This window comes from Candidatus Merdisoma sp. HCP28S3_D10 (genome assembly GCF_052065835.1).
In the GTDB taxonomy this organism is placed as follows: Bacteria; Bacillota; Clostridia; order Lachnospirales; family Lachnospiraceae; genus Laedolimicola.
The window spans coordinates 24,907-51,662 of record NZ_JBQHTG010000003.1; the positions used below are offsets into that span (position 1 = coordinate 24,907).

A 26,756-nucleotide genomic window follows, 5' to 3' on the forward strand; every position below is an offset into this window, starting at 1 on the left:
GGAGGAACAGAATGAAAGAGTTGGCAAAGACCTACGATCCCAAAGCAATGGAGGATCGTATTTACGGAGAGTGGCTGGAGAAAAAGTATTTCCATGCAGAGGTGGATCGGAGTAAAAAACCGTTCACGATTGTCATGCCGCCTCCCAATATCACAGGAAAGCTGCATATGGGACACGCACTGGACAATACCCTGCAGGATATTCTGATCCGTTACAAAAGAATGCAGGGCTACAATGCGCTGTGGATTCCGGGAACCGACCATGCTTCCATTTCCACAGAGGTTAAGGTCATCAACCAGCTGAAATCAGAAGGTATCGATAAGAACGAGCTGGGCCGCGAGGGCTTCTTAAAGAGAACCTGGGAGTGGAGGGAAGAGTATGGCCGCACCATCGTAGATCAGCTGAAGAAGATTGGCTCCTCCTGCGATTGGGACAGAGAGCGCTTCACCATGGACGAGGGCTGCTCCAAGGCCGTACAGGAGGTATTCCTGCGCCTGCATAAGAAGGGCTATATCTACAAGGGCTCCCGTATCATCAACTGGTGTCCGGTCTGCAAGACCTCTATCTCTGACGCGGAGGTAGAGCATGAGGAGCAGGCAGGTCATTTCTGGCACATCAATTACCCGATCAAGGGCAGCGACAAGTTTGTAGAGATCGCTACCACCAGACCGGAAACCCTGCTTGGCGACAGCGCCCTGGCAGTAAACCCGGATGACGAGCGGTATAAAGATATCGTAGGTAAGACTGTGATCCTGCCTCTGGTAGGCCGTGAGATTCCGGTTATCGCAGACGCTTATGTAGATAAGGAGTTTGGTACCGGCGTGGTAAAGATTACCCCGGCACATGACCCCAACGATTTCGAGGTAGGAAAGCGTCATAACCTGCCGGAGATCAATATTCTGAACGACGACGCAACCATCAATGAGAACGGCGGCAAGTACGCAGGCATGGATCGCTACGAGGCCCGCAAGGTCATGGTAGAGGAACTGAAGGAGCAGGGTCTGCTGGTGAAGGTGGTAGACCATGTCCATAATGTAGGAACCCACGACCGCTGCGGCACCACCGTTGAGCCCATGATCAAGCAGCAGTGGTTCGTAAAGATGGAGGAAATGGCAAAGCCGGCTATCGAGGCTGTTAAAAACGGAGATCTGACCTTTGTGCCGGAGCGCTTTGACAAGACGTATCTGCACTGGCTGGAGAATATCCGCGACTGGTGTATTTCCCGTCAGCTCTGGTGGGGACACCGGATTCCGGCTTACTACTGTGACGACTGCGGCGAGATCGTGGTAGACCGCGAGATGCCGTCCGTCTGCCCCAAGTGCGGCGGAACCCATTTCACACAGGATCCGGACACCCTGGATACCTGGTTCTCCTCTGCGCTGTGGCCCTTCTCTACCCTGGGCTGGCCGGAGAACACCGAGGATCTGGACTACTTCTACCCCACCGACGTACTGGTAACCGGATACGATATTATCTTCTTCTGGGTAATCCGTATGGTATTCTCAGGATATGAGCAGACCGGAAAGTGTCCGTTCCATCATGTACTGATTCACGGACTGGTGCGGGATTCCCTGGGACGGAAGATGAGTAAGTCTCTGGGAAATGGTATCGATCCGTTGGAGATCATCGATCAGTATGGCGCAGACGCCCTGCGTTTCACCCTGGTTACCGGCAACGCGCCCGGCAACGATATGCGTTTCTATATGGAGCGTGTGGAGGCCAGCCGTAACTTTGCCAACAAGATCTGGAACGCTTCCCGTTTTATCATGATGAACATTGAAAAGGCAGAGGTTCCGGAAGCCATGGATCCGTCTGAGCTCACCGGCGCGGACAAGTGGATTCTGTCCAAGGTCAACACCCTGGCACAGGACGTGACAGCCAATATGGATAAATTTGAGCTGGGTATCGCCGTTCAGAAGCTTTATGACTTCATCTGGGAGGAGTTCTGCGACTGGTATATCGAGATGGTGAAGCCCCGTCTCTATAATGAAGAGGATCAGACCAAGGCGGCAGCCCTGTGGACGCTGAAGACCGTACTGACCAACGCCCTGAAGCTTCTGCATCCCTATATGCCCTTCATTACCGAGGAGATTTACCGGAATCTGACCGGAGAGGAGTCTATCATGATTTCCGCATGGCCGGAGTTTAAGGAGGAGTGGAGCTTCGAAAAGGAAGAGGCCGAGGTAGAGCTGATCAAAGAGGCTGTCCGCGCTATCCGTAACGTGCGTTCTTCCATGAACGTACCGCCCAGCAAGAAGGCTCACGTGATCGTAGTATCCGAGAAGCCGCAGGTGCGGGAGGTATTTGAGGGCAGCAAGGCCTTCTTTGGTACCTTAAGCTATGCGAGCCAGGTGACAGTTCAGGAGGATAAGAGCGGTATCGGTGAGGACGCGGTTTCCGCGCTGATTCCGGACGCAGCCGTTTATATGCCCTTTGCGGAGCTGGTAGATCTGGAAAAAGAGATTGAGCGTCTGAAGAAAGAGGAGGAGCGTCTGACGAAGGAGCTGGCCCGTGTGAACGGTATGCTGAGCAATGAGAAGTTTATCAGCAAGGCTCCCCAGAGCAAGATTGACGAGGAGAAAGAGAAGCTGGAGAAGTACACCCAGATGATGAATCAGGTGAAAGAACATCTCGCAGCGCTTGTGAAATAAGAATAGAGAGGACTTTATGAAAAAGTTTTTACAAAAGGTTAAGGCCTGCGGCGCAGTGGTGAAGCGATTCATCGGGCGCTGCGCGGCCGTCCTGAAAAAGTGGAGTGAGGGGTGCAGCAGTCGGATGGAAAAGCCAGTAGCTATCGCTAACCGGTTTTCCCTGGTGCTTCATGCGGTTATGTCGGCAGGAATCTATTTCATTATGGAAGCCATGTCCCGCCATTCCGCACTGGAAGCATGGAATTTTATGACAGGAAGTCCGAAGGTATTTGCCTATAATACCTTTATGATTTTCATGACCTTTATGCTTGTGTATCTGTTCCGGAGACGTATTTTTGTGCGTCTTCTGATTACGGCCTTCTGGATATACCTGGGCTATATGAACGGAACGATACTAAATAGCCGCGTTACGCCGTTTACCGGACAGGATCTGCATCTGATTACCGACGCGCTGGACGTGGTAGGTCTGTATATGTCGCCGATGAAGCTGATTACCCAGGTGGGCGGTGTGCTTCTGGGATTGGCGGCGCTGGTACTTCTGTGGAAGTACGCGCCGAAATATCAGAAGAAGGTGAACTGGCCCTTAAGCATTGCGGGCGTGATCCTCGTTCCGGTGCTGTTTGCGGGAAGCACAAAGCTCTGTCTGGAGCAGCGTGTCCTGTCCACCTATTTTGGAAATATTGCGTTTGCTTACCAGGATTACGGCCTGCCCTACTGCTTCTTCTGCAGCCTGCTGGCTACGGGTATGGACGAGCCCTACGAGTACTCGAAGGAAACCATTGACAAGCTTGTGGAGGAGGATAAGCAGGCGGCGCTTAGTGAGGATAATGATACAGAGAAGCCCAATATCCTGATGTTGCAGCTGGAGACCTTCTTCGATCCGACTACCGTAGAATGGCTGGAGTTTTCCGAGGATCCCATTCCGAATTTCCATCGGCTGATGGAGGAATATTCCTCCGGCGCCTACAAGGTGCCTTCTGTGGGAGCCGGAACGGCCAATACAGAGTTTGAGTCCATTACCGGCATGAATCTGCGGTATTTTGGACCGGGCGAGTATCCCTACAAGACGATCCTGAAGAAGACTACCTGCGAGAGCGTGGCTTATGACCTGCGGAGTATCGGTTACGCGACCCATGCGATCCACAACAATAAGGCGACCTTCTACAGCCGTGCCGATGTATTTAAAAATCTGGGCTTTGACACCTATACTTCCAAGGAGTATATGGACGTGTCCAACACTACCCCCACCGGCTGGCTGAAGGACGAGATTCTGATTGAGCAGATTCTGGACAACCTGAAATCCACGGCCCGTCAGGACTTTGTTTACACCATTTCTGTACAGGGACACGGGGAGTATCCCACAGAGAAGGTGCTGGAGGATCCGGCTATTCAGGTCAGCGGGGCCGCCACAGAGGAAAAGAATAACCAGTGGGAATATTATGTAAACCAGCTTCATGAGATGGATCAGTTCGTAGCAGATCTGATCGACGCCCTGGATCAGTTTGGCGAGAAATATGTGCTGGTGATGTACGGCGATCATCTGCCTACGCTGGGACTGACCGTAGAGGACGTGAGCAACCGCTACCTCTTTGATACCAGCTATGTGATTGTAGATAATATGGGACTGGAGAAGGTGGATCAGACGCTGTGTTCTTATCAGATTGCCGCTGAGGTTCTGGATAAGGTAAATATCCATACGGGAACCATGATGCAGTACCACCAGAACCGCCGCAAGACGAAGTGGTACCTGCAGGATATGGAGCTTCTGCAGTACGATCTGCTCTATGGTAAGAAATATGCCTACGGCGACGACGGCACAACGCCCTTTGAAACCGTAGATATGAAGATGGGAATCCATCAGCCGGAGATTACGAGAGTGATTCCCCTTCCGGACGAAAATAAGGTCTATGTATTCGGAAGAAACTTTACGACGGCAAGTAAGATTTATATTAACGATGAATGGCAGAACACGAAATTTATCAGCAGCCATGTACTGCAGGTAAAGAAGGTGAAGCTGACCGAGGATGCCCTGGTAACAGTGAAGCAGCTGGCGCCCGGCAAGGCGAAGCGGGTTCTCAGCGAGGGCAATACCATGATGTATGTGGCGCCTGTGGAGGAAGAGCCGGAAGAGACAGAGGAAGAAGCTGTAGAGGAAACCGAAACCACGGACAGCCAGGCAGAAGGGACGGGAACTGCGCAATGATGACCTATCAGGAAGCGGTAGATTATATTGAGGAAACACCGAAATTCACAAAGAAAAATTCTCTGGATCACACAAGAGCTTTTTTGAAGCGGCTGGGAAGTCCGGAGGAAAGCATGAAAATTCTCCATGTGGCGGGAACCAACGGAAAGGGCTCAGTCTGCTCTTTCCTGGCTTCCATGCTTTACGGGGCAGGAAAACGGACCGGTCTTTTTACTTCTCCCCATCTGGTGGATATCAATGAACGGTTTGTAATCGACGAAGAGCAGGTATCTGACGAAGCCTTTCTAGAGGCCTTCCATAAGGTGATGGACTGTGTCCGGGCCATGAAGGAGGAGGGCTATCCCCACCCTACCTATTTTGAACTGCTGTTCCTGATTGGAATGGTGATTTTTGAGAAGGCAGGCGTGGAATATCTGGTGCTGGAGACAGGCCTTGGCGGACGCCTGGACGCTACGAATTCAGTTGCCCACCCGCTGGTAACGGTGCTGACCTCCATCAGTCTCGATCATACCGAGTATCTGGGAGATACGGTGACGGCGATTGCGGGCGAAAAGGCCGGTATCATCAAAGAGGGTGTCCCGGTAGTCTACGACGCCTCCTGTAAGGAAGTGGAAGAGGTTATTCTGGCTAAGGCAAAAGAAATGCATGCGCCGGCCTACGGGATCCGCCCAGATATGTACCGGATTTTGGGCGCAACCGAGAAAAATATTGATTTTTCCATTGATTGTGGGTATTATGATGATATCCGGCTGACCATATCCAGCGTGGCGGAATACCAGATGAAAAATGCTGCGGAAGCAGTGACCGCTATCCGGGTGATGGAGGGGGGAACCGCCTTCACCGACGAGCTGATTCGGAATGGTATTTCTAAGATGCGCTGGCAGGGCAGAATGGAGACCGTGCTGCCGGGTGTAATCATCGACGGCGGACATAATGAGGCAGGCGTAGAGGAGTTTGTGAAAACAGCCCGACGTCTGGAGGCGGATTTTCCGGTGACTCTGTTGTTCGCGGCCGTAGGCGACAAGGACTACCGCCATATGATTGAGACCATCTGCAGGAAGTTAAGACTGGAGCGGGTGATCGTGACAGAGGTGGGTGGTTACCGCAGCGTGGATGTGAAGGAGCCGAAGAAGCTGTTTGAGGAATTCGGCCAGAAGGAAATCAAGGCGATTCCGGATGTGGAGGAAGCCTTTGAGGAAGCACTGAAGGAAAAAGGAGACGGCATTTTATTCTGTGTCGGATCTCTTTATCTGGTAGGAAGCATTAAAAAAATATTACGGGACAGGAGGACGGCAAATGATTGATTTTGAAGAAGAACTGAAGAAATTTCACCCGAGCCTGGAAGTAGAGCAGGTAGAGGACAATGTATACAAGAACAAGCCCAGGGACATGTCGGACCTTCTTGATGAAATGCTGAAGGAAATGAAGAACGGCCGCCGCTAGGAACGGTCACAGGAGGAAGCTATGCGCTGTGTGAAATGTGGAGCGACACTTACCGATCCGGAATACTGCAGCTCCTGCGGAACGGAGATACATGTGTACGATAAAATTATCCGGCTGTCCAATACCTGGTACAATAAGGGACTGGAGAAGGCAAAGGCGAGGAACCTGTCGGGCTCTGCCCAGGATCTCCGCTACAGCCTGGAGCTGAATAAGCGTAATATACCGGCGAGAAATCTGCTGGGTCTGATTTACTATGAGGTGGGCGAGGTGGTATCCGCGCTGACAGAGTGGATCATCAGCAAAAACCTGGAGCCGGAGAACAATATCGCCGATGAATACATCCATGCGATTCAGGCCAATCCGGCCCGTCTGGAAACCATTAACCAGACGATCAAAAAATACAACCAGTCTCTGCTGTACTGTCAGCAGGGCAGCGAGGATCTGGCGATCATTCAGCTGAAAAAAGTGCTTTCCCTGAATCCGAAGCTGGTGAAGGCGCATCAGTTACTGGCGCTCCTGTATATTAAGACCGAGGAGTATGAGCGGGCAGGAAGGGAGCTTCGCCGGGCGCTGGCCATCGATAGAACTGATAACCTTTCCCTGCATTATCAGGCAGAGCTGGAGGCTCTGGCAGGAAAGGCCGTGAGCCGGGGAGGCAAAGCAGAGGATACAAAAGAGAATAAGAGCAAGGCTCCGGATCTGATTTCCTATACCAGCGGAAATGAGACGATCATTATGCCGGCCTCCTATAAAGAGAACACGGGCGTCAATGTGGTGCTCAACATCTTTATCGGACTGGTGGTGGGCGTGGCGCTGATGTGGTTCCTGGCAGTTCCGGCCAAGGTAAAGTTTGTGCGAAGCCAGACGGCGGCCCAGATCCGGGAATACAGCGATCAGATCACAGCCAAGCAGACAGAGATCAACAAGCTGCAGAATCAGCTGGAGGCGCTGGGTGGAACCGAAGAAGCCGGGGAAGAGAAAGAAGCGGAAGGCGGCAGCTATGAGCAGCTGATTGACGCGTATACCAGCTTCCAGGCCGGTGACAACGAGACAGCGAAGACAGCCCTGGATCAGGTTCAGGCAGACGATTTATCCGAGAACGCAAAGGCTATCTACAATCAGATGTACGGAACCCTCCATGCGGAGGACGTGAAGAACCTGTATGATGCAGGCGAGGCAGCCTATACCGCGAAGCAATACGAGGAGGCCGTGACAAGCCTGGAGCAGGTCGTGGCTATGAATGAGAAGTACAATGATGGCTACGCAATCTACTACCTGGCACGCTCCTATGAGGCGCTGCAGCAGAAGGAAAAGGCTATCGCTATGTTCCAGAAGTTCCTGGACAATTATCCGGGAACCTCCCGGGCGAAGTACTGTACCAGCGCGATTACACGGCTGGGCGGACAGGTACAGACCCCTGCGGCGGATACGACGACGCAGTCGACTACACAGACCCCTGCGTCGGATACGACGACTACGCAGGAGCAGGCGGCGCAGCAGTAGCGATATGTAGAGTGTAAATTACAGGCTGAAGCACTTGCTGCTGAAGACGTGAGAACATGATGCAGATGTGAGCAGATTCCATTCGCGAAGCGAATTTTCATGAATCTGCGAATATCATCTGTGAAGGAACTGAACAGATGATAACCCCTGAAGTTAGGGACATGGGAATTGACAAAAAGGTCAGTTTCCATGTCCCTTTTTGTATTCGGTGCAGTAGTAGAAAGGAGTAAAAATATGGGAAAAGAAAGAATGAAGCTGGAAAAACAGACCCTGACTATCCGGGTGCCGGAGGAGCTGGATCATTACAGTGCCGACGCCATCTGCAGGAAGGCAGATCAGCTGGTGCAGACCAGAGATGTGCGGGAAATCGTCTTTGATTTTTCCGAGACAGAATTCTGCGACAGCTCCGGTATCGGTATGCTGATGGGCCGCTATAAGATGATGCAGGCTCTGGGAGGAAGCGTGCGGGCCGTCCGGGTGCGGGAGCGGACCGCGCGGATTCTGCTGCTGTCCGGGGTGATGAAGCTGATTCCGGTTGAGACGCTGCAGGGAGGTGCGAAGCAATGAAAAATCATATGAGAGTGGAATTCGACAGTATTTCGGAAAACGAGGCATTTGCCCGGGTGACCGTGGCGGCCTTTCTGACCCGTTTAAATCCCAGCGTAGAGGAGGTGGCGGACGTGAAAACCGCCGTCTCCGAGGCCGTGACCAATGCGATTATCCACGGCTATCAGGGAACGGTACATACCATCACCATGGAAGGGGAGCTGGAGGGAAGCTGTCTGACTCTGCGGATCCGGGATGAGGGCGTTGGGATCGCGGACATCGGGCAGGCGATGGAGCCCCTGTATACCTCCCGGCCGGAGCTGGAGCGATCCGGCATGGGCTTCCTCTTTATGGAGGCTTTCATGGATGAGGTTCAGGTGGAATCGGAGCCGGGGAAGGGAACCTGCGTAACGATGAAAAAATGGATTGGCCGCGGCAGGGACTGATTATGGAGCGTACCGCCGGGCTGATTCGCAGATCACAGGACGGAGATAAAGAAGCAAGGGAGATACTGATACAGGAAAATATGGGGCTGGTTCACCATGTGGTCCGGCGTTTTCTGGGCCGGGGCGTAGAGGCAGAGGATCTGGTGCAGATTGGATCCATCGGGCTTCTGAAGGCCATCGAGCGTTTTGACTTAAGCTATGAGGTGCGGTTTTCCACTTACGCCGTACCCATGATTGCCGGGGAGATCAAGCGCTTTCTCAGGGACGACAGCATGATTAAGGTGAGCCGCGCCTTAAAGGAGCTGGCGGTGAAGGCCGCGAGACTTCGGGAAGAGCTGCGGATGGAGCGGGGCGAGGAGCCGGGTATGGAAGAGCTGGCAGAAAAGCTTGGGGTAGATCCGGAGGAGCTGGCGCAGGCCTATGACAGCTGCAGCGAAGTGGAATCCCTGCACAAAATCATTTATCAGGGGGACGGGGAAGGCGTCAGTCTCATGGAACGGGTGGAGGAGAAAAAGGATGAGCAGGAGGAGCTGCTGACCGGTATGCTGGTGCGACAGCTTCTGGACACGCTGGAGCCGAAGGAACGCCGGCTGATCATACTGCGGTTCTTCTGCGACAGAACCCAGGCCCAGGTGGCCAGGGAGATGGGTATGACCCAGGTACAGGTGTCCCGGCTGGAAAAAAAGATACTTTCAACCCTGAAAAAACGGGCCGGATAGAGAAAAATATGGAAAAATCGCGAAAATCCGCAAAAAAATCTTGAAATCTGCTATTTGACGGGCTATAATGTCCCCAGAAACAACGGAGTTTCAGAAAGGCGCGAGTGCACCTTCCTGAAGCTCTTTTTTTACGCGAGCAACGAGTCAAAGTCCGTGCTTGCACGAGACCTTGAGGACTGCCGCGATAACGAGTAAAATTCGCGAAGCGTATTTTATCTCGTTTCCATTTGAAGGAGGAGAATATTATGAAAAACAGAATGATCGCACTGACAGCAGCCGCTGTACTGGCTGTATCCCTGACCGCCTGCGGTTCCAAGGCAGAGGAGCCTGCGGCAGCAGACACTAAGACAGAAGCAGCAGAGGACACGGCTTCCGCAGATACCACAGGAGATAAGAAAGTCCTGAAGGTAGCCATGGAATGCGGATACGCGCCGTACAACTGGACACAGCCGGACGATTCCAACGGAGCCGTTCCCATCAACGACAGCTCCGATTACGCTTACGGCTATGACGTCATGATGGCAAAGAAGATTGCGGACGAGCTGGGCTATGAGCTGCAGATTGTAAAGCTTGACTGGGATTCCCTGGTACCGGCGGTACAGTCCGGAACGGTAGACTGCGTCATCGCAGGCCAGTCCATCACATCGGAACGTCTGGAAATGGTAGATTTTTCCAATCCGTATTATTATGCATCCGTAGTCAGCCTGGTAAAGCAGGACGGACCGCTGGCTGACGCCAAGGGTATCTCCGATTTTGAGGGCGCGACCTGTACTTCCCAGCTGGGAACCATCTGGTATGACGTATGCCTGCCCCAGATCAAGGACGCCAATATCCAGCCTGCACAGGAGTCTGCACCGGCTATGCTGGTGGCTCTGGAGAGCGGACGTACAGACCTGGTTGTAACCGATATGCCGACTGCAAAGGCAGCCTGTGTGGCATACCCGGATCTGAAGCTTCTGGACTTCACGGATACAGACGATGATTTCGCGGTTTCTGACGAGGAAATCAACATCGGAATCTCTGTACAGAAGGGCAATACCGAGCTTCTGGACGGCATTAACAGCGTACTGGCTACCATGACGGTGGATGATTTCAACAGCATGATGGACGAAGCCATCTCCGTTCAGCCGCTGTCTGAGTAAAATAAAAAACGGTAAGAAATAAAAGGGAGCTGTGAACATAAGATGTCCATATCAAATATGAATTTCCTGGAGAGAATCCTATATCTGCTCCAGCGCTACGGCGTTTCTTATCTGAAGGGAGCCGGAACGACGCTGGCAATCGCGCTGGTATCCACAGCCATCGGCTGTCTGATTGGCTTTGTGGTCGGCGTGGTACAGACCATTCCGGTGGATAAGAAGCGTGACAGCGCCGCGAAGCGGGGACTTCTGCGGGTAGTGAAAATGATCCTGAAGGCCTACGTGGAGCTGTTCCGCGGTACGCCTATGATTGTACAGGCAGTCTTTATCTATTACGGCCTGTCACAGATGTTTCAGATTCAGCTGGGAATGTGGTCCGCCGCATTTCTGGTGGTATCTATTAACACAGGAGCCTATATGGCGGAATCGGTCCGCGGCGGAATCATTTCCGTGGATCCCGGTCAGATGGAGGGCGCCAAGGCCATCGGCATGACCCATGTGCAGGCCATGAAAAATGTGATCCTGCCCCAGGCTATCCGCAATATTATGCCGCAGATCGGCAACAACCTGATCATCAACATCAAGGACACCTCGGTGCTGTCAGTTATCAGTATCGTGGATCTGTTCTTCGTACATAAGAGTGTGGCGGGCGCGCTGTATACCTATTTTGAGTCGGCGACCATCGTAATGGCCATTTATCTGACCATGACGCTGGTGACTTCGAGACTCTTACTTCTGGTGGAGAAGAAGATGGACGGCGACGCCAATTATGAGCTGGTGGATACCATGGATATCGGCAATCAGCTCCGTACCGTCCGGGAAAATGACGGGGAAGGGAGACGCGGATAATGAGTGAGAAAGAACTGATTCTGCAGGTTTCCCATCTTCAAAAGAGCTTTGGAAATCATGCGGTACTGAATGATATTGATTTTGAGGTGCGAAAAGGCGACGTGGTGTCCATTATCGGCGCATCCGGTTCCGGTAAGTCTACCATGCTCCGCTGTATCAACCTTCTGGAGGAGCCGGGCGGAGGTGCGATTCTGTTTCACGGACAGGATATCACGGATCCGAAGGTGAATGTGCCGGCCTACCGGGCGAAGGTAGGTATGGTGTTCCAGAATTTCAACCTGTTCAACAATATGACGGTGCTGGAGAACTGTATCGTAGGCCAGGTGAAGGTGGCGAAGAAGAAGCCGGAGGAGGCCCGGGAAAGCGCGATCCGGTATCTCCGTCAGGTGGGCATGGAGCCTTTCCTGAACGCCAAGCCCCGGCAGCTGTCGGGCGGTCAGAAGCAGCGTGTGGCTATCGCCCGGGCCCTGGCCATGGAGCCGGAGGTGCTGCTCTTTGACGAGCCGACCTCGGCACTGGATCCCCAGATGGTGGGCGAGGTCTTAAGCGTCATGGAGGATCTGGCGAAGCAGGGGCTGACCATGCTGGTCGTGACTCATGAGATGGCCTTTGCGCGGGATGTGTCCACCCATGTGATCTACATGTCCGAGGGCGTTATCGAGGAAGAAGGGACGCCAGAGCGGATCTTCGGGGCGCCGGAGAGTGAAAAGACGAAGGAGTTTCTGGCGCGATTCCGGAATACGAGTATTTAAAAAAAGTGCATAATTTTTGTTGATAGAAGCACACTAACTTTGAGAAATGGATTTCAAAAAGGAGGTGTGCTTCTGTGGATCATACGAAGTATCGGGTGTGGCTGGGAGCAATATTGCTGGTGCTGGTAGCGGCAGGCGTGGTGTGGTATCTGCTGGCGCAGGAGAGAAGAGAACCGGTGACGGACGGAACGCTGGTATACCGGGAAGTGACGGAAGAGCCGGCATGAAGATAGGAAAGCAGATCCTGATGGCAGTGCTCGGCTTCAGCTCCGGGCTCGGCGTGGCAGGCGGCGTGGTGGCGCTGATCATTGCCCTGGGACTGGTGTCGGAATTTGCGGAGCAGACCCACACGGCCCGGCATATTTTCCGGTATGAGGACGCGATTTCCGCCGGGGCTATCATCGGAAATGTGATCAGCGTATATCAGCTGACGCTGCATCTGGGACAGGCCGGGGCGGGTATGTTTGGTCTGTTTTCCGGAATTTTTGTGGGAGCCTGGTCCATGGCGCTGACGGAGATCCTGAATATCGTTCCCATTTTTACCAGGAGACTGGATCTCAGGAGAGGGCTGGGACTGATCGTCAGTTCCATGGCGGCGGGCCGGACGGTGGGTTCATTTTTATATTATTATTTTCGGTTTTAGGAGGAAACAGCATGAAGGAATTTCAGGGATCCCGGCGGCAGCAGCCGGACGAGGCAGGGAAAGAACGCTATAACCGGTATGTGAAGGACGTGACGCCTACCCACAGCCTTCCGGCGCAGATGGCAAAGGCTTTCATGACGGGCGGTCTGATCTGCTGCCTGGGTCAGGGAATTCTCAACTGCGCGCTGCGCGCGGGGCTGGATTCGAAGACCGCGGGAAGCTGGTGCTCGCTGGGATTGGTGGTGCTGAGCGCGGTCCTTACCGGTCTTAACATCTTTCCGGCTATCGCCAAATGGGGTGGCGCGGGCGCGCTGGTTCCCATCACCGGCTTTGCCAACAGTGTGGCGGCCCCGGCCATCGAATATCAGAAGGAGGGGCAGGTTTTCGGGATCGGCTGCAAGATTTTTACCATTGCGGGCCCGGTGATATTGTATGGCATATTTACCAGCTGGGTGCTGGGAATTGTCTATTTTCTAGTAAAATGATATGAAAAGTATGAAAAGGCGATTTTTCACTGGATTTCCGGTTGACAAATCCTCTGTCTGTGTTAGAATGTACGAAAGTGTAGCGGTTTAAAGTGGCGCATTGCTAAAAATATGCGGATCGTACACGGACTTCTTCTGAGGAAAGGCAGGAACTAAACCATGAATTACGGAATCTACAGTATTTTACCGTCTCTGGCGGCGATTGTTCTGGCGCTGGTAACGAAAAATGTATTTATCGCGCTGTTTATCGCATTGCTGCTGGGCAATTTTATTCTGAACCCCAGTCTTGTGAATGTGCTTGTGGGAACCAAGGACATGATGGTGGACGTGTTCTCCAGCCACTCCAGCACCTCGATTATCTTCATTCTGCTGATGCTGGGCGGTCTGTTTTATCTGATTGAAAAGGCGGGTGGCTTAAGAGGTTTTACTCACTTTATGATTGCGAAGCGGAGTGTGGTCAAGTCCCGCAGGGGCGCGGAGCTGTTTACCTGGCTCATCGGCGTTCTGATGTTCCTGGACGGCACCATGAGCGTGATGATCACCGGAGCGATTGCCAGACCCTTTACGAAGGCTTTTAAAATCTCTCCGGAGAAGACAGCGTGGATCGTGCATTCCACAGCGACGCCCATGTCCATTCTGATTCCGATTGCGGCGTATGGTCCCTATATCGCCAGCTTTATCGAAGCGCAGGGCGTGGCAGATCCCACGTCGGTCATGGTCCGCAGCATCGGCTTTAATTTCTACTGCATTATGGCTGTCGTAGGTGTGGCGGTCTTTACGCTGTTACATATTGAGTACGGCCCTATGAAAAAGGTTGAGGAAGCTTATATGCAGGGAACCGGCGGAAACGGACAGGATCCGGACGGCGAGGTGGAGCAGCCGGGAAGCGGAAAGGCCCGTTATTTGGCTCTGCCGCTGGTTATCATGATTGGCTTTGCGTTGATTTATTTCTTTGCGGCAGGGGACAGCGAGACCGGACTGATTCTGGGAATCTTCTTTGGAAGCCTGTATCTGATGCTGGATCTGGCGGTTCATAAGGTCATGAAGTTCGGCGAGACCCTGGACGTCTTTTTTAAGGGCTGCGGAAGCATGACCGGCATTGTGGCGATTATGGTATTCGCCTACGCCCTCAGTAACCTGCTGGGTGAGCTGGGTACGGCGGAGTTCCTGTCCGGCGTGCTGGTACAGCTTATCTCCCCGACCGTGTTTACGGCGCTTGCGTTTATCGCCACCTGCCTGCTTTCCTTTTCTACGGGAACCAGCGCAGGCAGCATTGCCATTATGATGCCGGTGCTTCTGCCCATGGCGCTGACGCTGAATGTGCCGGTGGTGCTGATTACCGGTGCTATCGCAGGCGGCGCGGTATTCGGAGACCATACCTCTCCGATCTCAGATACGACCGTTATGACCTGCTCCTCCTGTGAGTGCGACGTGGTGTCCCATGTGAAGACACAGCTGCCGTATGCGCTGACCTTTGCGGCTATCGCAGTTGTCATTTATCTGGTGCTGGGCTTTATCCTGTAGTATAATAAAGGCAGACAGTACGAGAAATCAGGTAACAGGGAAAAATTGGAATATGGGAAATAACAAAATCTATAATTTTGATGAGCCCATTTGCCGCATAGGACAGAACTGTGCGAAATGGGGAGAAGAATATATCGGAAGCGGCAGTGACATGCTGCTTCCGTTTTGGGTGGCGGATACGGATTTCCGGGCGCCGGAGGAGGTCAACGAGGCCCTGAGGGCCTGCGTGGAGCACGGAATCTATGGATATGTGCGCCCTTCCGCGTCCTGCCTTCAGGCGGCGGCCTCCTGGCAGCAGCGGCGGCATGATTTTCCGGCAAAACCGGAGTGGATTACGGTGGTTCCGGGGATTGACTGCGCCATGGCGACGGCAGTGCAGGCTTTTACAAAGCCCGGCGATAAGATTCTCATCAATACGCCGATTTACGATCCGTTTTTTGAGGTCATCGAAAAGAACGGCCGGGAGACGGTAGACAGCCCCATGGAACTTGAGGACGGAGGCTATCAGTTTAACTGGACGGATTTTGAAGAAAAGCTTAAGGGTTGCCGGCTGTGGATGTTCTGCAATCCCCAGAATCCGGAGGGACGCAGCTTCCGGGAAGAGGAGCTTCGGAAAGCCGGAGAGCTCTGCGCAAAATACAACGTGCTGATGTTGGCAGATGAGATTCACGGGGATATTGTCTACGACGGAAGAAAGCATATTCCGCTGGCGTCTCTGTCGGAGGAGTTCTGTGGGCGCACCATTACCTGTACGTCCCCCAGCAAGACCTTCAGTGTGGCGGGAATGGCGGCTTCCGTAATTCTGATTGCAGATGAGAAGCTGCGGGAGCAGTTCCGGGCGACGCTTTCCAAAAATACGCCGGGAGTAAGCTGCTTAAGCCTGGTGGCGATGGAAGCTGCCTATCGGTACGGGGATTCTTACGCGGATCAGCTTGTGGCCTATCTGCAGGGAAACCGGGATTTTATGCTGGAGTATCTGCGAAAATATCTGCCGCAGCTTCGGCCCGTCTATCCGGAGGCCATGTTCCTTATCTGGCTGGACTGCAGCGGACTGGGCCTTCCGGCAGAAGAATTACCGGCGTTTTTTGAGCAGGCAGGCGTACGCCTGTCCATGGGAAATGCTTACCGGGAAAAGAGCGGTCAGTCTGTACGGCTGAATTTCGGCTGTACCAGGGCAACCCTTCAGGCGGGCCTTGAGAGAATCCGGGCGGCAGTGGAGGCTCGCTGCATAGAAGCGGATACGAAGGAATAGGAAATGGAAGAACGGAAGCGAACGATTTGTGATATCTGCTGTCCCTCCTTTCACTGCGGGATTGACGCGTACGTGAGGGACGGACAGCTTGTGAAAATAGAAGGAACGGCAGAGCATCCCCAGAATCATGGGCTCCTGTGCGCGAAGGGACTGGCCTCCCGGCAGTATGTGTACCGGAAGGATCGGATCCGTACGCCGCTGCTTCGGACCGGGGAGCGCGGAAGCGGAGAATTCCGCCCCATAAGCTGGGAGGAGGCCTATGAGCGGATTGCGGAGCGTCTGCTGGATATCCGGAGGGAGAGCGGCCCGGAGGCGGTGGTATTTTTCTCGGGCTATACAAAATGGTACCGGCCCTGGCTGCACCGTTTGGCCAATGAGTTTGGAACTCCTAACTACATGACGGAATCCAGCAGCTGCATGTTTTCCACCTTTCTGCAGTGGCTGACGGTTACCGGCAATAAGATGTGCAGGCCGGACGTGGGCCAGACAGGAGTTTTTCTCGGCTGGGCCTACAATCCTTACTATTCCCGGAATCTGGCAGCGGCTGATGTGGAAGAAGCGAAGCGCCGGGGAATGAAGGTCATTATCGTGGATCCCCGGATTACGCCCGCTTCCCTCAGACTGGCGGATCTGCACCTGCGTCCGAGACCGGGAACTGACGGGGCGCTGGCTCTGGGACTTGCCCATGTATTGTTGGAACATGGCTGGTATGACAGGGAATACGTGTTAAAGTACGTCTATGGCTTTCCGGAGTATGCGGCCTATGTGAAAGCATTTACGCCGGAGAGGGTGGAAGAGCTGACGGGCGTTCCTAGGGAACAGGTAGAGGCTGCCGCAGAGCTGATAGGAAGGAATCTGCCTCTGGCGATTAACGAAAGCGCGGCGCCCATTGCCCACCATCGGAACGGATTTCAGAATTACCGGGCGATTATGGCCCTGTCGGCCATTACCGGCTCCTTTGATCGGCCGGGCGGACAGCTTCCGGTGAGCTTCAGCTACAATTACCAGGCGGCAGGCTTTGCCACCCGGGAAAAGGAATTTATCGGGAAAATAAAGGAAAAACCGGATCGCCCTCCGGTGGGTGGGAAAAAATATCCGTTGTGGCACGATCTGATTGACGAGGCGCAGTTTACGGATCTGATCCGGCAGATTCATCAGCAGAAGCCGTATCCGCTGCGGGCCCTGGTGGGCTTTGGCTTGAACCACCGGATTGGGCCGGGAAGCAATCAGATGGCGGAGGCGCTGAAAAAGCTGGATTTTCTGGTGGACGTGGATTTGTTTCTGACCGACACGGCGAAGCTGTGCGACATCGTGCTGCCTGCCTGTACCTCCTTTGAGCGCAGCGAACTGAAAGCCTGGGGAGGCGGATACATGACGGTAACGCAGCCGGTGATTGCGCCCCTGTATGAGTCCCGATCCGACATACAGATTATCTGTGATCTGGCCCGGAACATGGGACTTCCGGACAAGCTTCTGACGGCAGGGCCGGAAGCCGGTATCCGTTATCTTATTTCCGATTTGCCGGTGTCCTATGAGGAGCTTCTGGCGGCGGAGCTTCCGGTGAAGGTGCCGGGCGCCGGGGCTTACAGGGCCGGGACCATGCTGAAAGAGGGCATTCCCACGGCCAGCGGAAAATTCGAATTGTATTCGCTGGAGATCGAAAAGCTCCGGAAGGAAGATCCGGACTGCGGACTGGATCCGCTGCCCACCTATCGGAAGCCCTTTGAGGAGAAAGAGCGGGAGAAATATCCCTTTACCCTGTGCACCGGTCCCCGGATTCCGGGTTCCCTTCATTCCAGACTGCAGGGGGTTCCCTGGGCCAGCTCCCTTAAGCCGCATCCGACGGCAGATTTGAATCCGGAGGACGCGGCGGCAGCCGGAATCTGCCAGGGAGACGAGGTGGAGGTGTATACAGCCTTTGGCTGTATCTGTCTGAAGGCCAGCCTGTCATACAGTATAGACCGGGGAACGGTTTATGTCTGTCATGGGTATCCAAAGGCCGATGTAAATACGCTTCTGGATCCGGAGCACGTAGATCCTTATTCCGGGTTCCCGGCTTTCCGGAGCAGCCAGGCAGGCGTACGAAAGAAGGTGCGGTAGATGAGCGCGAAGAGAATCCGATTTGACCGGGAACGGTGTACGGCCTGCTGTGCCTGCGTCATGGCCTGCATGGACGAAAAAAATACAGAGCTGGAGCAGGGAGAGCGGGCGCTCCGTCAGGTGTATACGGAAGAGCTGTTCCGGGACGGGCAGGTAAGCTTCCGGTTTCATTCGGATTCCTGCATTCACTGCCGGATTCCGGCCTGTGTGTCAGCCTGTGGAAAGGGCTGCCTCTACCGGGAGGAGGAAAGCGGTCTGGTGCTCTATGACACCGCAGCCTGCGACGGCTGTGGCCGCTGTCTGGAGGCCTGCCGTATGGGAGCGATTTTCCTGGATCCGTCCGGGAAAATCCAGAAATGCGACGGCTGTATCGAACGCCAGCGCGCCGGAAAAATCCCGGCCTGCGTGCGGGTATGCCCGACGGGAGCGCTGTATCTGGAAGAGGATTCATAGAAATTGAAAAAGCGTTGTCCAGTTATTATTTTTATGACGGGGCAGCGCTTTTTGTCTGTATAAAATGATTCTGACCGGTCAAACATAACCAGAAAGAACGATATACGGAGGAACCGTCCATGAGCGAAATCCTGTACCTGAAACCCGAAAAAAAGATCCGCACCTATAACCGCGTCCTGACCCTGGGAGAGGCCGTGGAAATGCAGTGCGCGGATCCGGCGGTGGTGAAGCGGCTGAAGACCGAGAAGCTCTACGTCTTTCAGGATGTCAAGCCGGGGCGGCACGCCTGCGCCGGCCGCGCGGTCCTCTCTATCCTGGACGTGGTGGAGAAAATCCAGACAGTCTATCCGAAGTTGGAGATACAGAATCTGGGAGAAACGGATTTCGTAGCAGAATATTCCACCAGGCCGGAGGAAAAGAAGCTGTGGACGTTTCTGAAGGTCAGCCTGGTCTGCGCCTTATGCTTCTTCGGCTCCGCATTTTCCATTATGGCCTTCAACAATGATGTCTCCACGGTTAAACTGTTCCGCCAGTTTTACACCCTTCTGACCGGGCAGCCCTCCGACGGCTTTACCATTCTGGAATTTACCTATTCCCTGGGGCTCGCGGTGGGGATCCTTGCCTTCTTCCATCATCTGGGCGGCCGCCGCCTTACCAGGGAGCCTACGCCCATCGAGGTGGAAATGCGTCTCTATGAGGACGATGTGGATACCACCCTTATTAAAACCGCGGCCCGGAACGGGGCGCATAAGAAAAAGTAGAGGACTATTTTTCCGCTCTCCCGCATAAAATAAATGTGTTCGGAGAAAATAATTTCCAGACAGAAGAAATGTGGAGGTGCGGAAAGCTATGAATACAATAAGGGGAAAGCAGAGTATCTGTTTTCAGAAGCAGCCGCAGATTGTGAGCGCGGCCAGCGTGGTAGGAAAAAAGGAGGGCGATGGCCCACTGGGCGCTCTGTTTGACGAGATAGAAAAGGATCCGATGGCGGGACAGGCCACCTGGGAGGAAGCGGAGAGCGCCCTGCAGAAGCGGGCGGCCCTGCTGGCTATGGAGAAAGCGAGAAGGCTTCCGGGGCCGGGCGTGCCGCCGGTCCGGTACCTGTTTTCCGGAGATCTGCTGGGACAGCTGATCGCTACTTCCTTTGGCGTGATGGAGCTGAAGCTGCCTCTGTTTGGCCTTTACGGAGCCTGCTCTACTATAGGAGAAGCGCTGATGCTGGGAGCCATGACCGTCCAGGGCGGCTATTCCGAGGCGGTGCTGGCCCTGACCTCCAGTCATTTTGGCAGTGCGGAGAAGCAGTTCCGGTTTCCCTTAAGCTACGGAAACCAGAGACCCCAATCCTCCACCTGGACGGTGACCGGGAGCGGAGCCTTTGTGCTGTCCGGCAGTGGCGGACATGCGAAAATCACCGGAGCCACGCCGGGAAAGGTCGTCGATTACGGTGTGAAGGATTCCATGAATATGGGAGCCTGTATGGCCCCGGCGGCCTGCGACACCATCTGTACCCATCTTGCGGACTTTGACCGACGACCGGAGGATTACGATGCCATTGTGACCGGCGATCTGGGGGCGGTGGGGCAGAAGATTCTGATTGATCTGGCAGCAGAGCGGGGCTATGATATCTCCGCGCAGCACCGGGACTGTGGGATCCTGATTTTCGATCCGGAGGTACAGGATACGCATTCCGGCGGCAGTGGCTGCGCCTGCTCCGCCGTGACGCTGGCGGCGTATCTGCTTCCGAAGATCGAGAGCGGAGAGTGGAAGCGGTTGCTGTTTGTACCCACCGGTGCTCTGCTGTCCACGGTCAGCTTCAACGAGGGACAGAGCGTGCCGGGGATCGCGCACGCCGTTGTGATAGAACATTGCTGAGAGCGGACGTAGCTTAGATGAAGGAGAAGAGTTTATGGATTACGTAAAAGCATTTCTGGTGGGCGGCCTGATCTGCGCCCTGGTGCAGGTCCTTATGGAAAAGACAAAAATGCTGCCGGGACGGATTATGGTGCTTCTGGTATGCAGCGGAGCGGTGCTGGGAGCGGCAGGCATATACGAACCTTTCCGGGAATTTGCGGGGGCGGGCGCCTCGGTTCCGCTTCTGGGCTTCGGGAACCTTCTCTGGCAGGGGGTCAAAGAGGCCGTAGATGAAAATGGTTTTTTGGGGTGCTTCCAGGGAGGCTTCCAGGCCAGCGCTGTCGGGATCAGCGCGGCGCTGGTGTCCGGCTATCTGGCCAGCCTGGTTTTCCGGCCAAAAATGAAAAATTAGCTGCTTGCCTTTTTCCGGTCAAACTGCTATACTTGTTGTATTTGTTATGAGAAAGTGACGATTTGGCACAGGACAGAATACGGAAGGAGGCAGCCCGATTGAAAAAGATAGCGGTTGTGACAGATAGTAACAGTGGAATTACGCAGGAAGAAGCACAGAAGATGGGGATCTATGTGCTGCCGATGCCTTTTACAATCGATGGGAAGGAATATTTTGAAGGAATCAGCCTGACCCAGGAGGAGTTTTATGAGAAGCTGACGGGAGACGCGGATATCGCCACCTCACAGCCCTCTCCCCATTCTCTTCTGAAGCTTTGGGACGAACTTCTTAAAGAATATGACGAGATCGTGCAGATTCCCATGTCCAGCGGCCTGTCCGGAACCTGCCAGACAGCGGCGGCGCTGGCTGCAGATTATGAAGGCAGAGTGTTTGTCGTAAATAACCACCGGATTTCCGTCACCCAGAAGCGTTCCGTAGAGACCGCCCTTGCCCTGGTGAAGGCCGGAAAAGAGGGAGCGGAGATCAAAGAGTTCCTGGAAAAAACAGGAAAAGACGCCAGCATTTATATTACCGTGGCTACCTTAAAATATCTGAAAAAGGGAGGCCGGCTGACTCCTGCGGCAGCCGCTATCGGAACCATGCTCCGCCTGAAGCCGGTGCTGACGCTCCAGGGAGAGAAGCTGGACAGCTGCGCCAAGGCTCGTACCATGCATCAGGCCAAGCAGCTGATGATCGATCACATCCGTGAAGATATCGAGACCCGCTTTGGCGGTCTGGAGGCGCACAGGGTTCATATGGATATTGCCCATACGAATAACGAGGCAGAGGCTCTGAAATTCCGGGAAGAAGTAGAGGCAGCATTTCCGGGGTATGAGGTAGGCGATATCGCTCCGCTTTCCTTAAGCGTATCCTGCCATATCGGCGATGGAGCCCTGGCTCTGGCGATTACAGAAATCACAGAATAAATGACGCGTTACACCCGGAGAAACAACTGATTTCTCCGGGTGTTTTGTTTTGACAAGCATACAGCCCTGTGATACACTAAAATTCAAGAATGTATGTAATTCACAGTGACTGAGGTGGAAAGCATTGGATAAATATGAATTTCAGATAAAGACAGAGCAGCTGGAGAAACAGCTGGACAAAAAAGATTATAAAACGGCGGCCAAAATTGCGGATTCTATCGACTGGAGAAAGGTTCACAATGTGGGACTGCTGATGGAAGTGGCAGAGGCCTATGAACGTTCGGAGCGCTATGAGGACAGCTATGAGATTCTGAATATCGCTTATGACTGCGCGCCCATCGGACGTATGATTGTATACAGAATGGCAGAGCTGGCAGTCCGGATGGAAGATTATGACGAGGCAGTAGATCTGTACAAGGAGTTTGTGAAGATCGCGCCCCACGATCTGGGCCGCTATGTGTTGAAATATAAGATTTACAAGGGCCGCGGCGCGTCCCTGGAGGATCAGATTGCGATTCTGGAGGAGTATAAGAGCCGGGAATATCAGGAGCAGTGGGCCTATGAGCTGGCAGAGCTGTATTATCAGGACGGTATGCTCTCGAAATGTGTGGAGGAGTGCGACGATCTGATTCTGTGGTTCAGCGAGGGAGAGTATGTGCTGAAGGCCATGAAGCTGAAGATGAAAATTCAGCCGCTGACTGCCTCCCAGGAGGAGAAGTACAGGCAGATGGCAGGCGAGGAGCAGGCAGAGGCCATTGAGATCAAGACGGTCAATATGGAGGATAAGTTCAATACCGTGAATCTGCAGGCGGCTCTGGCAGCAGGCGTACAGGATTATATTCAGGAGACTGATCATCAGGAGGAGCAGGCAGAGGAACTGACGCCGGAGAAAACCGTAGAAGATCCGGAAAAAGAGCAGGGATTCCTGGGACAGACGGAGACCGGACAGCTGACTTTTGATCCCGATGAGAGCGTAGTAGAGAAGCAGATCACTGGCCAGATGAGCATTGAAGACGTGCTCAGCAGCTGGGAAGAAAAGAAGCGTGAGACGGAGGCAGCCATTGCGGAGGCGGCGAAGCGTGATGAAGCAAGGAAGAAAGAACGGGAACACCTGCGCGCTACCGGACAGCTGCCGGAACTGAATATTGAAGTGAAGCAGACGGTGCCGGAGGAGGTACTGCGTCTAATTGAGGAGATTGAAGGACGGTATCCTTATAAGGTACATGTGGATCCCATTGAACGGCAGGCGTCGCCCCGGCAGGCAGTGCCGGAGGTAAAAGCGACGGTGAAACCGGCAGAAGCGCAGAGCGCTGCCAAAAAGCCGGAGAAGGAGCCGGGTGAGATCCTGGAGATCCTGGAAGCGCCTTCCGGTGTGGCAGCACAGGAAGAAAAGGCGGAGGAAGCGATTCAGGCAGAGGCTGCAGCTCCGGATACGGAAAAGGAACCGCAGGAGATCCTGGAGATTCTGGAAGCACCGTCCGAGGTGAAAGCAGATAACAGACAGACCGAAGCTCAGACAGAAAAAGCGACAGCAGAACTGCCGGAAAAAGGGAAGAAAGAGTCGCAGATGGAAGAGCAGGCTTTGGAGGATTCTGAGACAGTTTCTCCGATGTTGAATGATTTGGAAAAGGATCTGGAAGAAGCAGTATCCACACTGCCTCCCGGACAGCTTTCCGAGGAGCAGAAGAAATTATTTTCGTACTTCACCTCTGTCCGCGGCATGAATCAGCAGCTGGCGGCCCTTCTGGAGGAAGATCGGATGCGGAAAGAGCGCCGGGAAGATTCCCTGACAGGTAATATTGTTGTTACCGGAGAGAGCGGCAACGGCAAAACTACGCTGGCAGCCGATCTTGTGAAGGCCCTGCAGAAGCAGCGGCGTATCAAGGGAGCTAAGATGGCCAAGGTTCCCGCGGATAGTCTGAATGGAAAGAATGTATCCGGCATTATTCAGAAGCTGGGCGGCGGAGCTCTGCTGATTGAGAAGGCAGGCGCACTGAAGACCGAGACTGCCGTGCAGCTATCCCATGCCATGACCCGCAGGACAGGAGGCCTCCTGGTGATTCTGGAGGACGAGAAGGAAGAGATCCGCAAGCTCTTTATCCGCTGTGAGAGCCTGGGGGCCAAGTTTACCCGAACCATTGATATTCCGGTATTTACGAACAAGGAGCTGGTAGCCTTCGGAGAGTCCTATGCGCTGGAGCAGGAGTGTGTTCTGGACGAAATGGCAGTGCTGGCCCTTTACAAGCGGATTGGCAATAATCAGACCAGCGATCATCTGGTCAATGTGGCCGAGGTCAAGGAGATGGTAGACGAAGCCATTGACCGGGGCGGAAAGAAGAGCCTGTTCGGCAAAGTAAAGAAGAGCAGACTGGACGAATTCGGACATACAATTTTGCTGGAAAAGGATTTTGAAAAGTAGAACATGATGAAACATACAAATGATTTGGGAAAGGATCCGATTTTCCCGCTGGTGCTGCGGCTTGCGATTCCCACCATGCTGGCACAGTTTGTAAGCGTCCTGTATTCCATCGTGGATCGGATGTATATCGGCGCGGGAGTCGGGGATCTGGCCCTGGCTGGAGTGGGCGTCTGCGCGCCGATTGTTACGCTTCTTTCCTCCTTCGCGTCCCTGATCGGCCTGGGCGGTTCACCGATTATGGCCATGCGGATGGGAGCGGGGGATAAGCGGGAGGCCCAGAAGATTCTGAATAACAGCTTTTTTATGCTGCTGGTGACGTCAGTGCTTCTGACCTTTGGTTTTTTGGCCCTAAAAGAAAAATTTCTGATGTGGTTTGGCGCGAGTCAGGTCACATTTCCTTATGCGAATACCTATGTGACCATCTATACGATGGGAACCGTATTTGCGTTGTTATCCACGGGCATGAACAGCTTTCTGATTGCCCAGGGATTTTCCGGCCTGGGTATGGTGACCGTCATGCTGGGAGCCGTGCTCAATATTGTTCTGGATCCGGTCTTTATCTTTGGCTTTCATATGGGAGTGGCCGGCGCGGCTGTTGCGACAGTTTTGTCCCAGCTTGCTTCCGCCGTCTTTGTGCTGGTGAGCCTGCGGGGAAAAAGAATGCCCATAAGACTTGGCTGGGGCGGCTTTGCCAAACAGACGATGCGGAAAATCATAAGCTTTGGATTTTCTCCGTTTCTGATTATCGCCAGCGACAGTATCCTGCTGATTGTGCTGAATACGGTGCTGCAGCGCTACGGAGGTCCGGGCGAGGGCGATATTCTGGTTACCTGCGCCACCATTGTGCAGAGCTACCTTCTGATCATTACCATGCCCATGAGCGGGATTACTCTGGGCAGCCAGCCGGTGGTCAGCTTTAACTACGGAATGGGAAACGCGGAGCGCATTAAAAGGGCGATCTGGTGTATCACCGGACTCTGCGTGCTCTTCTGCAGCCTGATGATGGTGTTTACTTACACCCTGTCGCCCTTTTATGTGGGAATGTTTACGAAGGACGCGGCGATCCGCCTGCGCTCCGTGCGTTATATCAAGATATTTACAGCTATGATTGTGCCCCTGGCGGTACAGTATCCGCTGGTGGACGAGACGACGGCTCTCGGCCATGTAAAGCGGGCGCTGTTCTGTTCAGCCTTCCGGAAGCTGATTTATTTTTCCGGACTGCTTTTGCTTCCCAGACTGGTATCCGCAGAGGCGGCCTTTTTCTCAGAGCCCATTGCGGATATTCTGGCCGCCATCATGACGACGGTTCTATTTTTAAAAACCTTCCCGGGGATTGTGCGGGAAACAAGAGCCATGGAGAAAGCGAAAAAGGCGGAGGCCTGAGCTTCTATGCGATAATCTCCAGCTCCACCTGGGGCAGAAGTTCCTTCACATCGGCCTCCCGGGCAAGCAGGGTACCCTCCTGCCGTACAGAACCGGCCGCGCAGGCCATGGCATAGCGGAGCATATCGGCGGTGTCCAGACGCTTCCGGAGGGCATAGCACATGCCGGCCACCATGGAATCGCCTGCGCCGGTGAGACCCTTAGCTTCCACCGGAACGGCTTTGGCCCGGTAAGTATGTTCCTTATCCAGCAGCAGGGCTCCATCTGCGCCCATGGAAATACATACGTAAGGAATGCCGCTGTCCACGACCTGGCGGGCTACCTCCAGCGGTCCCTTGCCGGACTTTAATTCACTTTTAAAGGCCTGCTCAAATTCCTTGCTGTTGGGCTTGATCAGGAAGGGCTTTTCCTCCAGACCCAGCAGGAGCGGTTCTCCGGCGGTGTCCAGTACCGTTTTGACGTCCTTTTTATGGGCCAGCCGGATCAGTCTCTGATAGATATTGGCAGGAACGCCGGGTGGCACGCTGCCGCTTAAGACCAGAATGTGGGTGTGATCCAGTCGGACATCGATCTCGTCCACCAGCTTCTCGATAGAAGCAAAGGGGACGTTGGGTCCGGCCTCGTTGACCTCTGTCATGATGTGGTTAGACTGGTCAAAGAGCTTGATATTGGTCCGGATAGCGCCCTCAGAGCGGACAAAATAATAGGGCAGTCCCCGGGCGGTCAGGGTATGCTCCAGGAAGCTTCCGTTATCCCGGAAATTCAGACCCATGCACATGGTTTCTTCCTTTAGATTATTCAATACGGTACTTACATTCAGTCCCTTTCCGGACAGATCCACGCGGGTATTCTTCACCCGGTTGTAAGCGCCGATTTCCAGATTATCCAGATAAATTGTTTTGTCAATACAGGGATTTAAAGTTACAGATAAGATCATATAAGATACCTCACTTATTCGGATATTTCACGCATTTCCCTCTTCCCCTATTATAGAAAATACAGAAAAGAAAGTCAATGT

The 26,756-nt window shown here is 53.8% G+C and carries 25 protein-coding genes; 24 read left to right on the forward strand and 1 reads right to left on the reverse strand.

What is annotated here, in order from left to right; all coding sequences use genetic code 11:
• Positions 1 to 11: 11 nt before the first annotated feature.
• From ACTNCH_RS08420 to ACTNCH_RS08535, 24 genes are all read left to right on the forward strand, one after another.
• The gene (locus ACTNCH_RS08420; RefSeq protein WP_441018470.1) at positions 12 to 2,651 is read left to right on the forward strand and encodes a valine--tRNA ligase; all 2,640 of its coding nucleotides are present in this window, start codon (positions 12 to 14) and stop codon (positions 2,649 to 2,651) included.
• 16 nt (positions 2,652 to 2,667) lie between these two features.
• Positions 2,668 to 4,854 (forward strand): LTA synthase family protein, encoded by a 2,187-nt coding sequence (locus ACTNCH_RS08425; RefSeq protein WP_441018472.1) that lies wholly within the window; start codon positions 2,668 to 2,670, stop codon positions 4,852 to 4,854.
• Complete coding sequence (locus ACTNCH_RS08430; RefSeq protein WP_441018473.1) at positions 4,851 to 6,158, forward strand: bifunctional folylpolyglutamate synthase/dihydrofolate synthase; 1,308 nt, start codon at positions 4,851 to 4,853, stop codon at positions 6,156 to 6,158. The genes ACTNCH_RS08425 and ACTNCH_RS08430 overlap by 4 nt, the downstream gene beginning before the upstream one ends.
• On the forward strand, positions 6,151 to 6,297 hold the full coding sequence (locus ACTNCH_RS08435; protein ID WP_441018475.1) for a hypothetical protein: 147 nt from the start codon (positions 6,151 to 6,153) through the stop codon (positions 6,295 to 6,297). Before ACTNCH_RS08430 ends, ACTNCH_RS08435 begins: the two co-directional genes overlap by 8 nt.
• Positions 6,298 to 6,318: 21 nt before the next feature.
• Positions 6,319 to 7,800, forward strand: a complete 1,482-nt coding sequence (locus ACTNCH_RS08440; RefSeq protein WP_441018477.1) for a tetratricopeptide repeat protein — start codon at positions 6,319 to 6,321, stop codon at positions 7,798 to 7,800.
• A 234-nt stretch (positions 7,801 to 8,034) separates the two neighbouring features.
• Positions 8,035 to 8,367 carry an anti-sigma factor antagonist gene (locus ACTNCH_RS08445; protein ID WP_441018479.1) on the forward strand — a complete coding sequence of 111 codons (333 nt, stop codon included), beginning with the start codon at positions 8,035 to 8,037 and terminating at the stop codon, positions 8,365 to 8,367.
• The gene (gene spoIIAB / locus ACTNCH_RS08450) at positions 8,364 to 8,792 is read left to right on the forward strand and encodes an anti-sigma F factor (protein WP_441018481.1); all 429 of its coding nucleotides are present in this window, start codon (positions 8,364 to 8,366) and stop codon (positions 8,790 to 8,792) included. Before ACTNCH_RS08445 ends, spoIIAB begins: the two co-directional genes overlap by 4 nt.
• Before the next feature lie 2 nt (positions 8,793 to 8,794).
• Entirely contained in the window at positions 8,795 to 9,511 is a 717-nt protein-coding gene (locus ACTNCH_RS08455) for a SigB/SigF/SigG family RNA polymerase sigma factor (protein WP_441018815.1), read from the forward strand.
• Positions 9,512 to 9,756: 245 nt separating this feature from the next.
• The gene (locus tag ACTNCH_RS08460; protein ID WP_441018483.1) at positions 9,757 to 10,653 is read left to right on the forward strand and encodes a transporter substrate-binding domain-containing protein; all 897 of its coding nucleotides are present in this window, start codon (positions 9,757 to 9,759) and stop codon (positions 10,651 to 10,653) included.
• 42 nt (positions 10,654 to 10,695) lie between these two features.
• The gene (locus ACTNCH_RS08465; protein ID WP_441018485.1) at positions 10,696 to 11,499 is read left to right on the forward strand and encodes an amino acid ABC transporter permease; all 804 of its coding nucleotides are present in this window, start codon (positions 10,696 to 10,698) and stop codon (positions 11,497 to 11,499) included.
• Positions 11,499 to 12,251 (forward strand): amino acid ABC transporter ATP-binding protein, encoded by a 753-nt coding sequence (locus tag ACTNCH_RS08470; RefSeq protein ID WP_441018487.1) that lies wholly within the window; start codon positions 11,499 to 11,501, stop codon positions 12,249 to 12,251. The genes ACTNCH_RS08465 and ACTNCH_RS08470 overlap by 1 nt, the downstream gene beginning before the upstream one ends.
• Before the next feature lie 74 nt (positions 12,252 to 12,325).
• Positions 12,326 to 12,478, forward strand: coding sequence for a hypothetical protein (locus tag ACTNCH_RS08475; protein ID WP_441018489.1), 153 nt, complete (start codon positions 12,326 to 12,328; stop codon positions 12,476 to 12,478).
• Positions 12,475 to 12,894 carry a stage V sporulation protein AB gene (locus tag ACTNCH_RS08480; protein ID WP_441018491.1) on the forward strand — a complete coding sequence of 140 codons (420 nt, stop codon included), beginning with the start codon at positions 12,475 to 12,477 and terminating at the stop codon, positions 12,892 to 12,894. Before ACTNCH_RS08475 ends, ACTNCH_RS08480 begins: the two co-directional genes overlap by 4 nt.
• 11 nt (positions 12,895 to 12,905) lie before the next feature.
• Positions 12,906 to 13,379 (forward strand): SpoVA/SpoVAEb family sporulation membrane protein, encoded by a 474-nt coding sequence (locus ACTNCH_RS08485; protein ID WP_441018493.1) that lies wholly within the window; start codon positions 12,906 to 12,908, stop codon positions 13,377 to 13,379.
• Positions 13,380 to 13,538: 159 nt separating this feature from the next.
• Complete coding sequence (locus tag ACTNCH_RS08490; protein WP_441018495.1) at positions 13,539 to 14,903, forward strand: Na+/H+ antiporter NhaC family protein; 1,365 nt, start codon at positions 13,539 to 13,541, stop codon at positions 14,901 to 14,903.
• A 52-nt stretch (positions 14,904 to 14,955) separates the two neighbouring features.
• Positions 14,956 to 16,155: a MalY/PatB family protein gene (locus ACTNCH_RS08495; RefSeq protein WP_441018497.1), complete on the forward strand. Its 1,200-nt coding sequence runs from the start codon at positions 14,956 to 14,958 to the stop codon at positions 16,153 to 16,155.
• Positions 16,156 to 16,158: 3 nt separating this feature from the next.
• Positions 16,159 to 18,255, forward strand: coding sequence for a molybdopterin-containing oxidoreductase family protein (locus ACTNCH_RS08500; protein ID WP_441018499.1), 2,097 nt, complete (start codon positions 16,159 to 16,161; stop codon positions 18,253 to 18,255).
• The gene (locus ACTNCH_RS08505; RefSeq protein WP_441018501.1) at positions 18,256 to 18,708 is read left to right on the forward strand and encodes a 4Fe-4S dicluster domain-containing protein; all 453 of its coding nucleotides are present in this window, start codon (positions 18,256 to 18,258) and stop codon (positions 18,706 to 18,708) included.
• Positions 18,709 to 18,827: 119 nt separating this feature from the next.
• Positions 18,828 to 19,469 carry a stage V sporulation protein AA gene (locus tag ACTNCH_RS08510; RefSeq protein WP_441018503.1) on the forward strand — a complete coding sequence of 214 codons (642 nt, stop codon included), beginning with the start codon at positions 18,828 to 18,830 and terminating at the stop codon, positions 19,467 to 19,469.
• A gap of 88 nt (positions 19,470 to 19,557) precedes the next feature.
• On the forward strand, positions 19,558 to 20,580 hold the full coding sequence (locus ACTNCH_RS08515) for a stage V sporulation protein AD (RefSeq protein WP_441018505.1): 1,023 nt from the start codon (positions 19,558 to 19,560) through the stop codon (positions 20,578 to 20,580).
• A gap of 34 nt (positions 20,581 to 20,614) precedes the next feature.
• A complete protein-coding gene (locus ACTNCH_RS08520; RefSeq protein ID WP_441018507.1) occupies positions 20,615 to 20,971 on the forward strand; it encodes a SpoVA/SpoVAEb family sporulation membrane protein in 357 nt (118 codons plus the stop codon).
• Between the two features lie 98 nt (positions 20,972 to 21,069).
• Entirely contained in the window at positions 21,070 to 21,936 is an 867-nt protein-coding gene (locus ACTNCH_RS08525) for a DegV family protein (RefSeq protein ID WP_441018509.1), read from the forward strand.
• A 124-nt stretch (positions 21,937 to 22,060) separates the two neighbouring features.
• Complete coding sequence (locus ACTNCH_RS08530) at positions 22,061 to 24,355, forward strand: hypothetical protein (protein ID WP_441018511.1); 2,295 nt, start codon at positions 22,061 to 22,063, stop codon at positions 24,353 to 24,355.
• A gap of 3 nt (positions 24,356 to 24,358) precedes the next feature.
• Positions 24,359 to 25,738: an MATE family efflux transporter gene (locus ACTNCH_RS08535; protein WP_441018513.1), complete on the forward strand. Its 1,380-nt coding sequence runs from the start codon at positions 24,359 to 24,361 to the stop codon at positions 25,736 to 25,738.
• 4 nt (positions 25,739 to 25,742) lie between these two features.
• Here the strand turns inward: ACTNCH_RS08535 and pfkB are convergent, their stop codons facing one another.
• The gene (gene pfkB, locus ACTNCH_RS08540; protein WP_441018515.1) at positions 25,743 to 26,675 is read right to left on the reverse strand and encodes a 1-phosphofructokinase; all 933 of its coding nucleotides are present in this window, start codon (positions 26,673 to 26,675) and stop codon (positions 25,743 to 25,745) included.
• Positions 26,676 to 26,756: the final 81 nt, after the last annotated feature.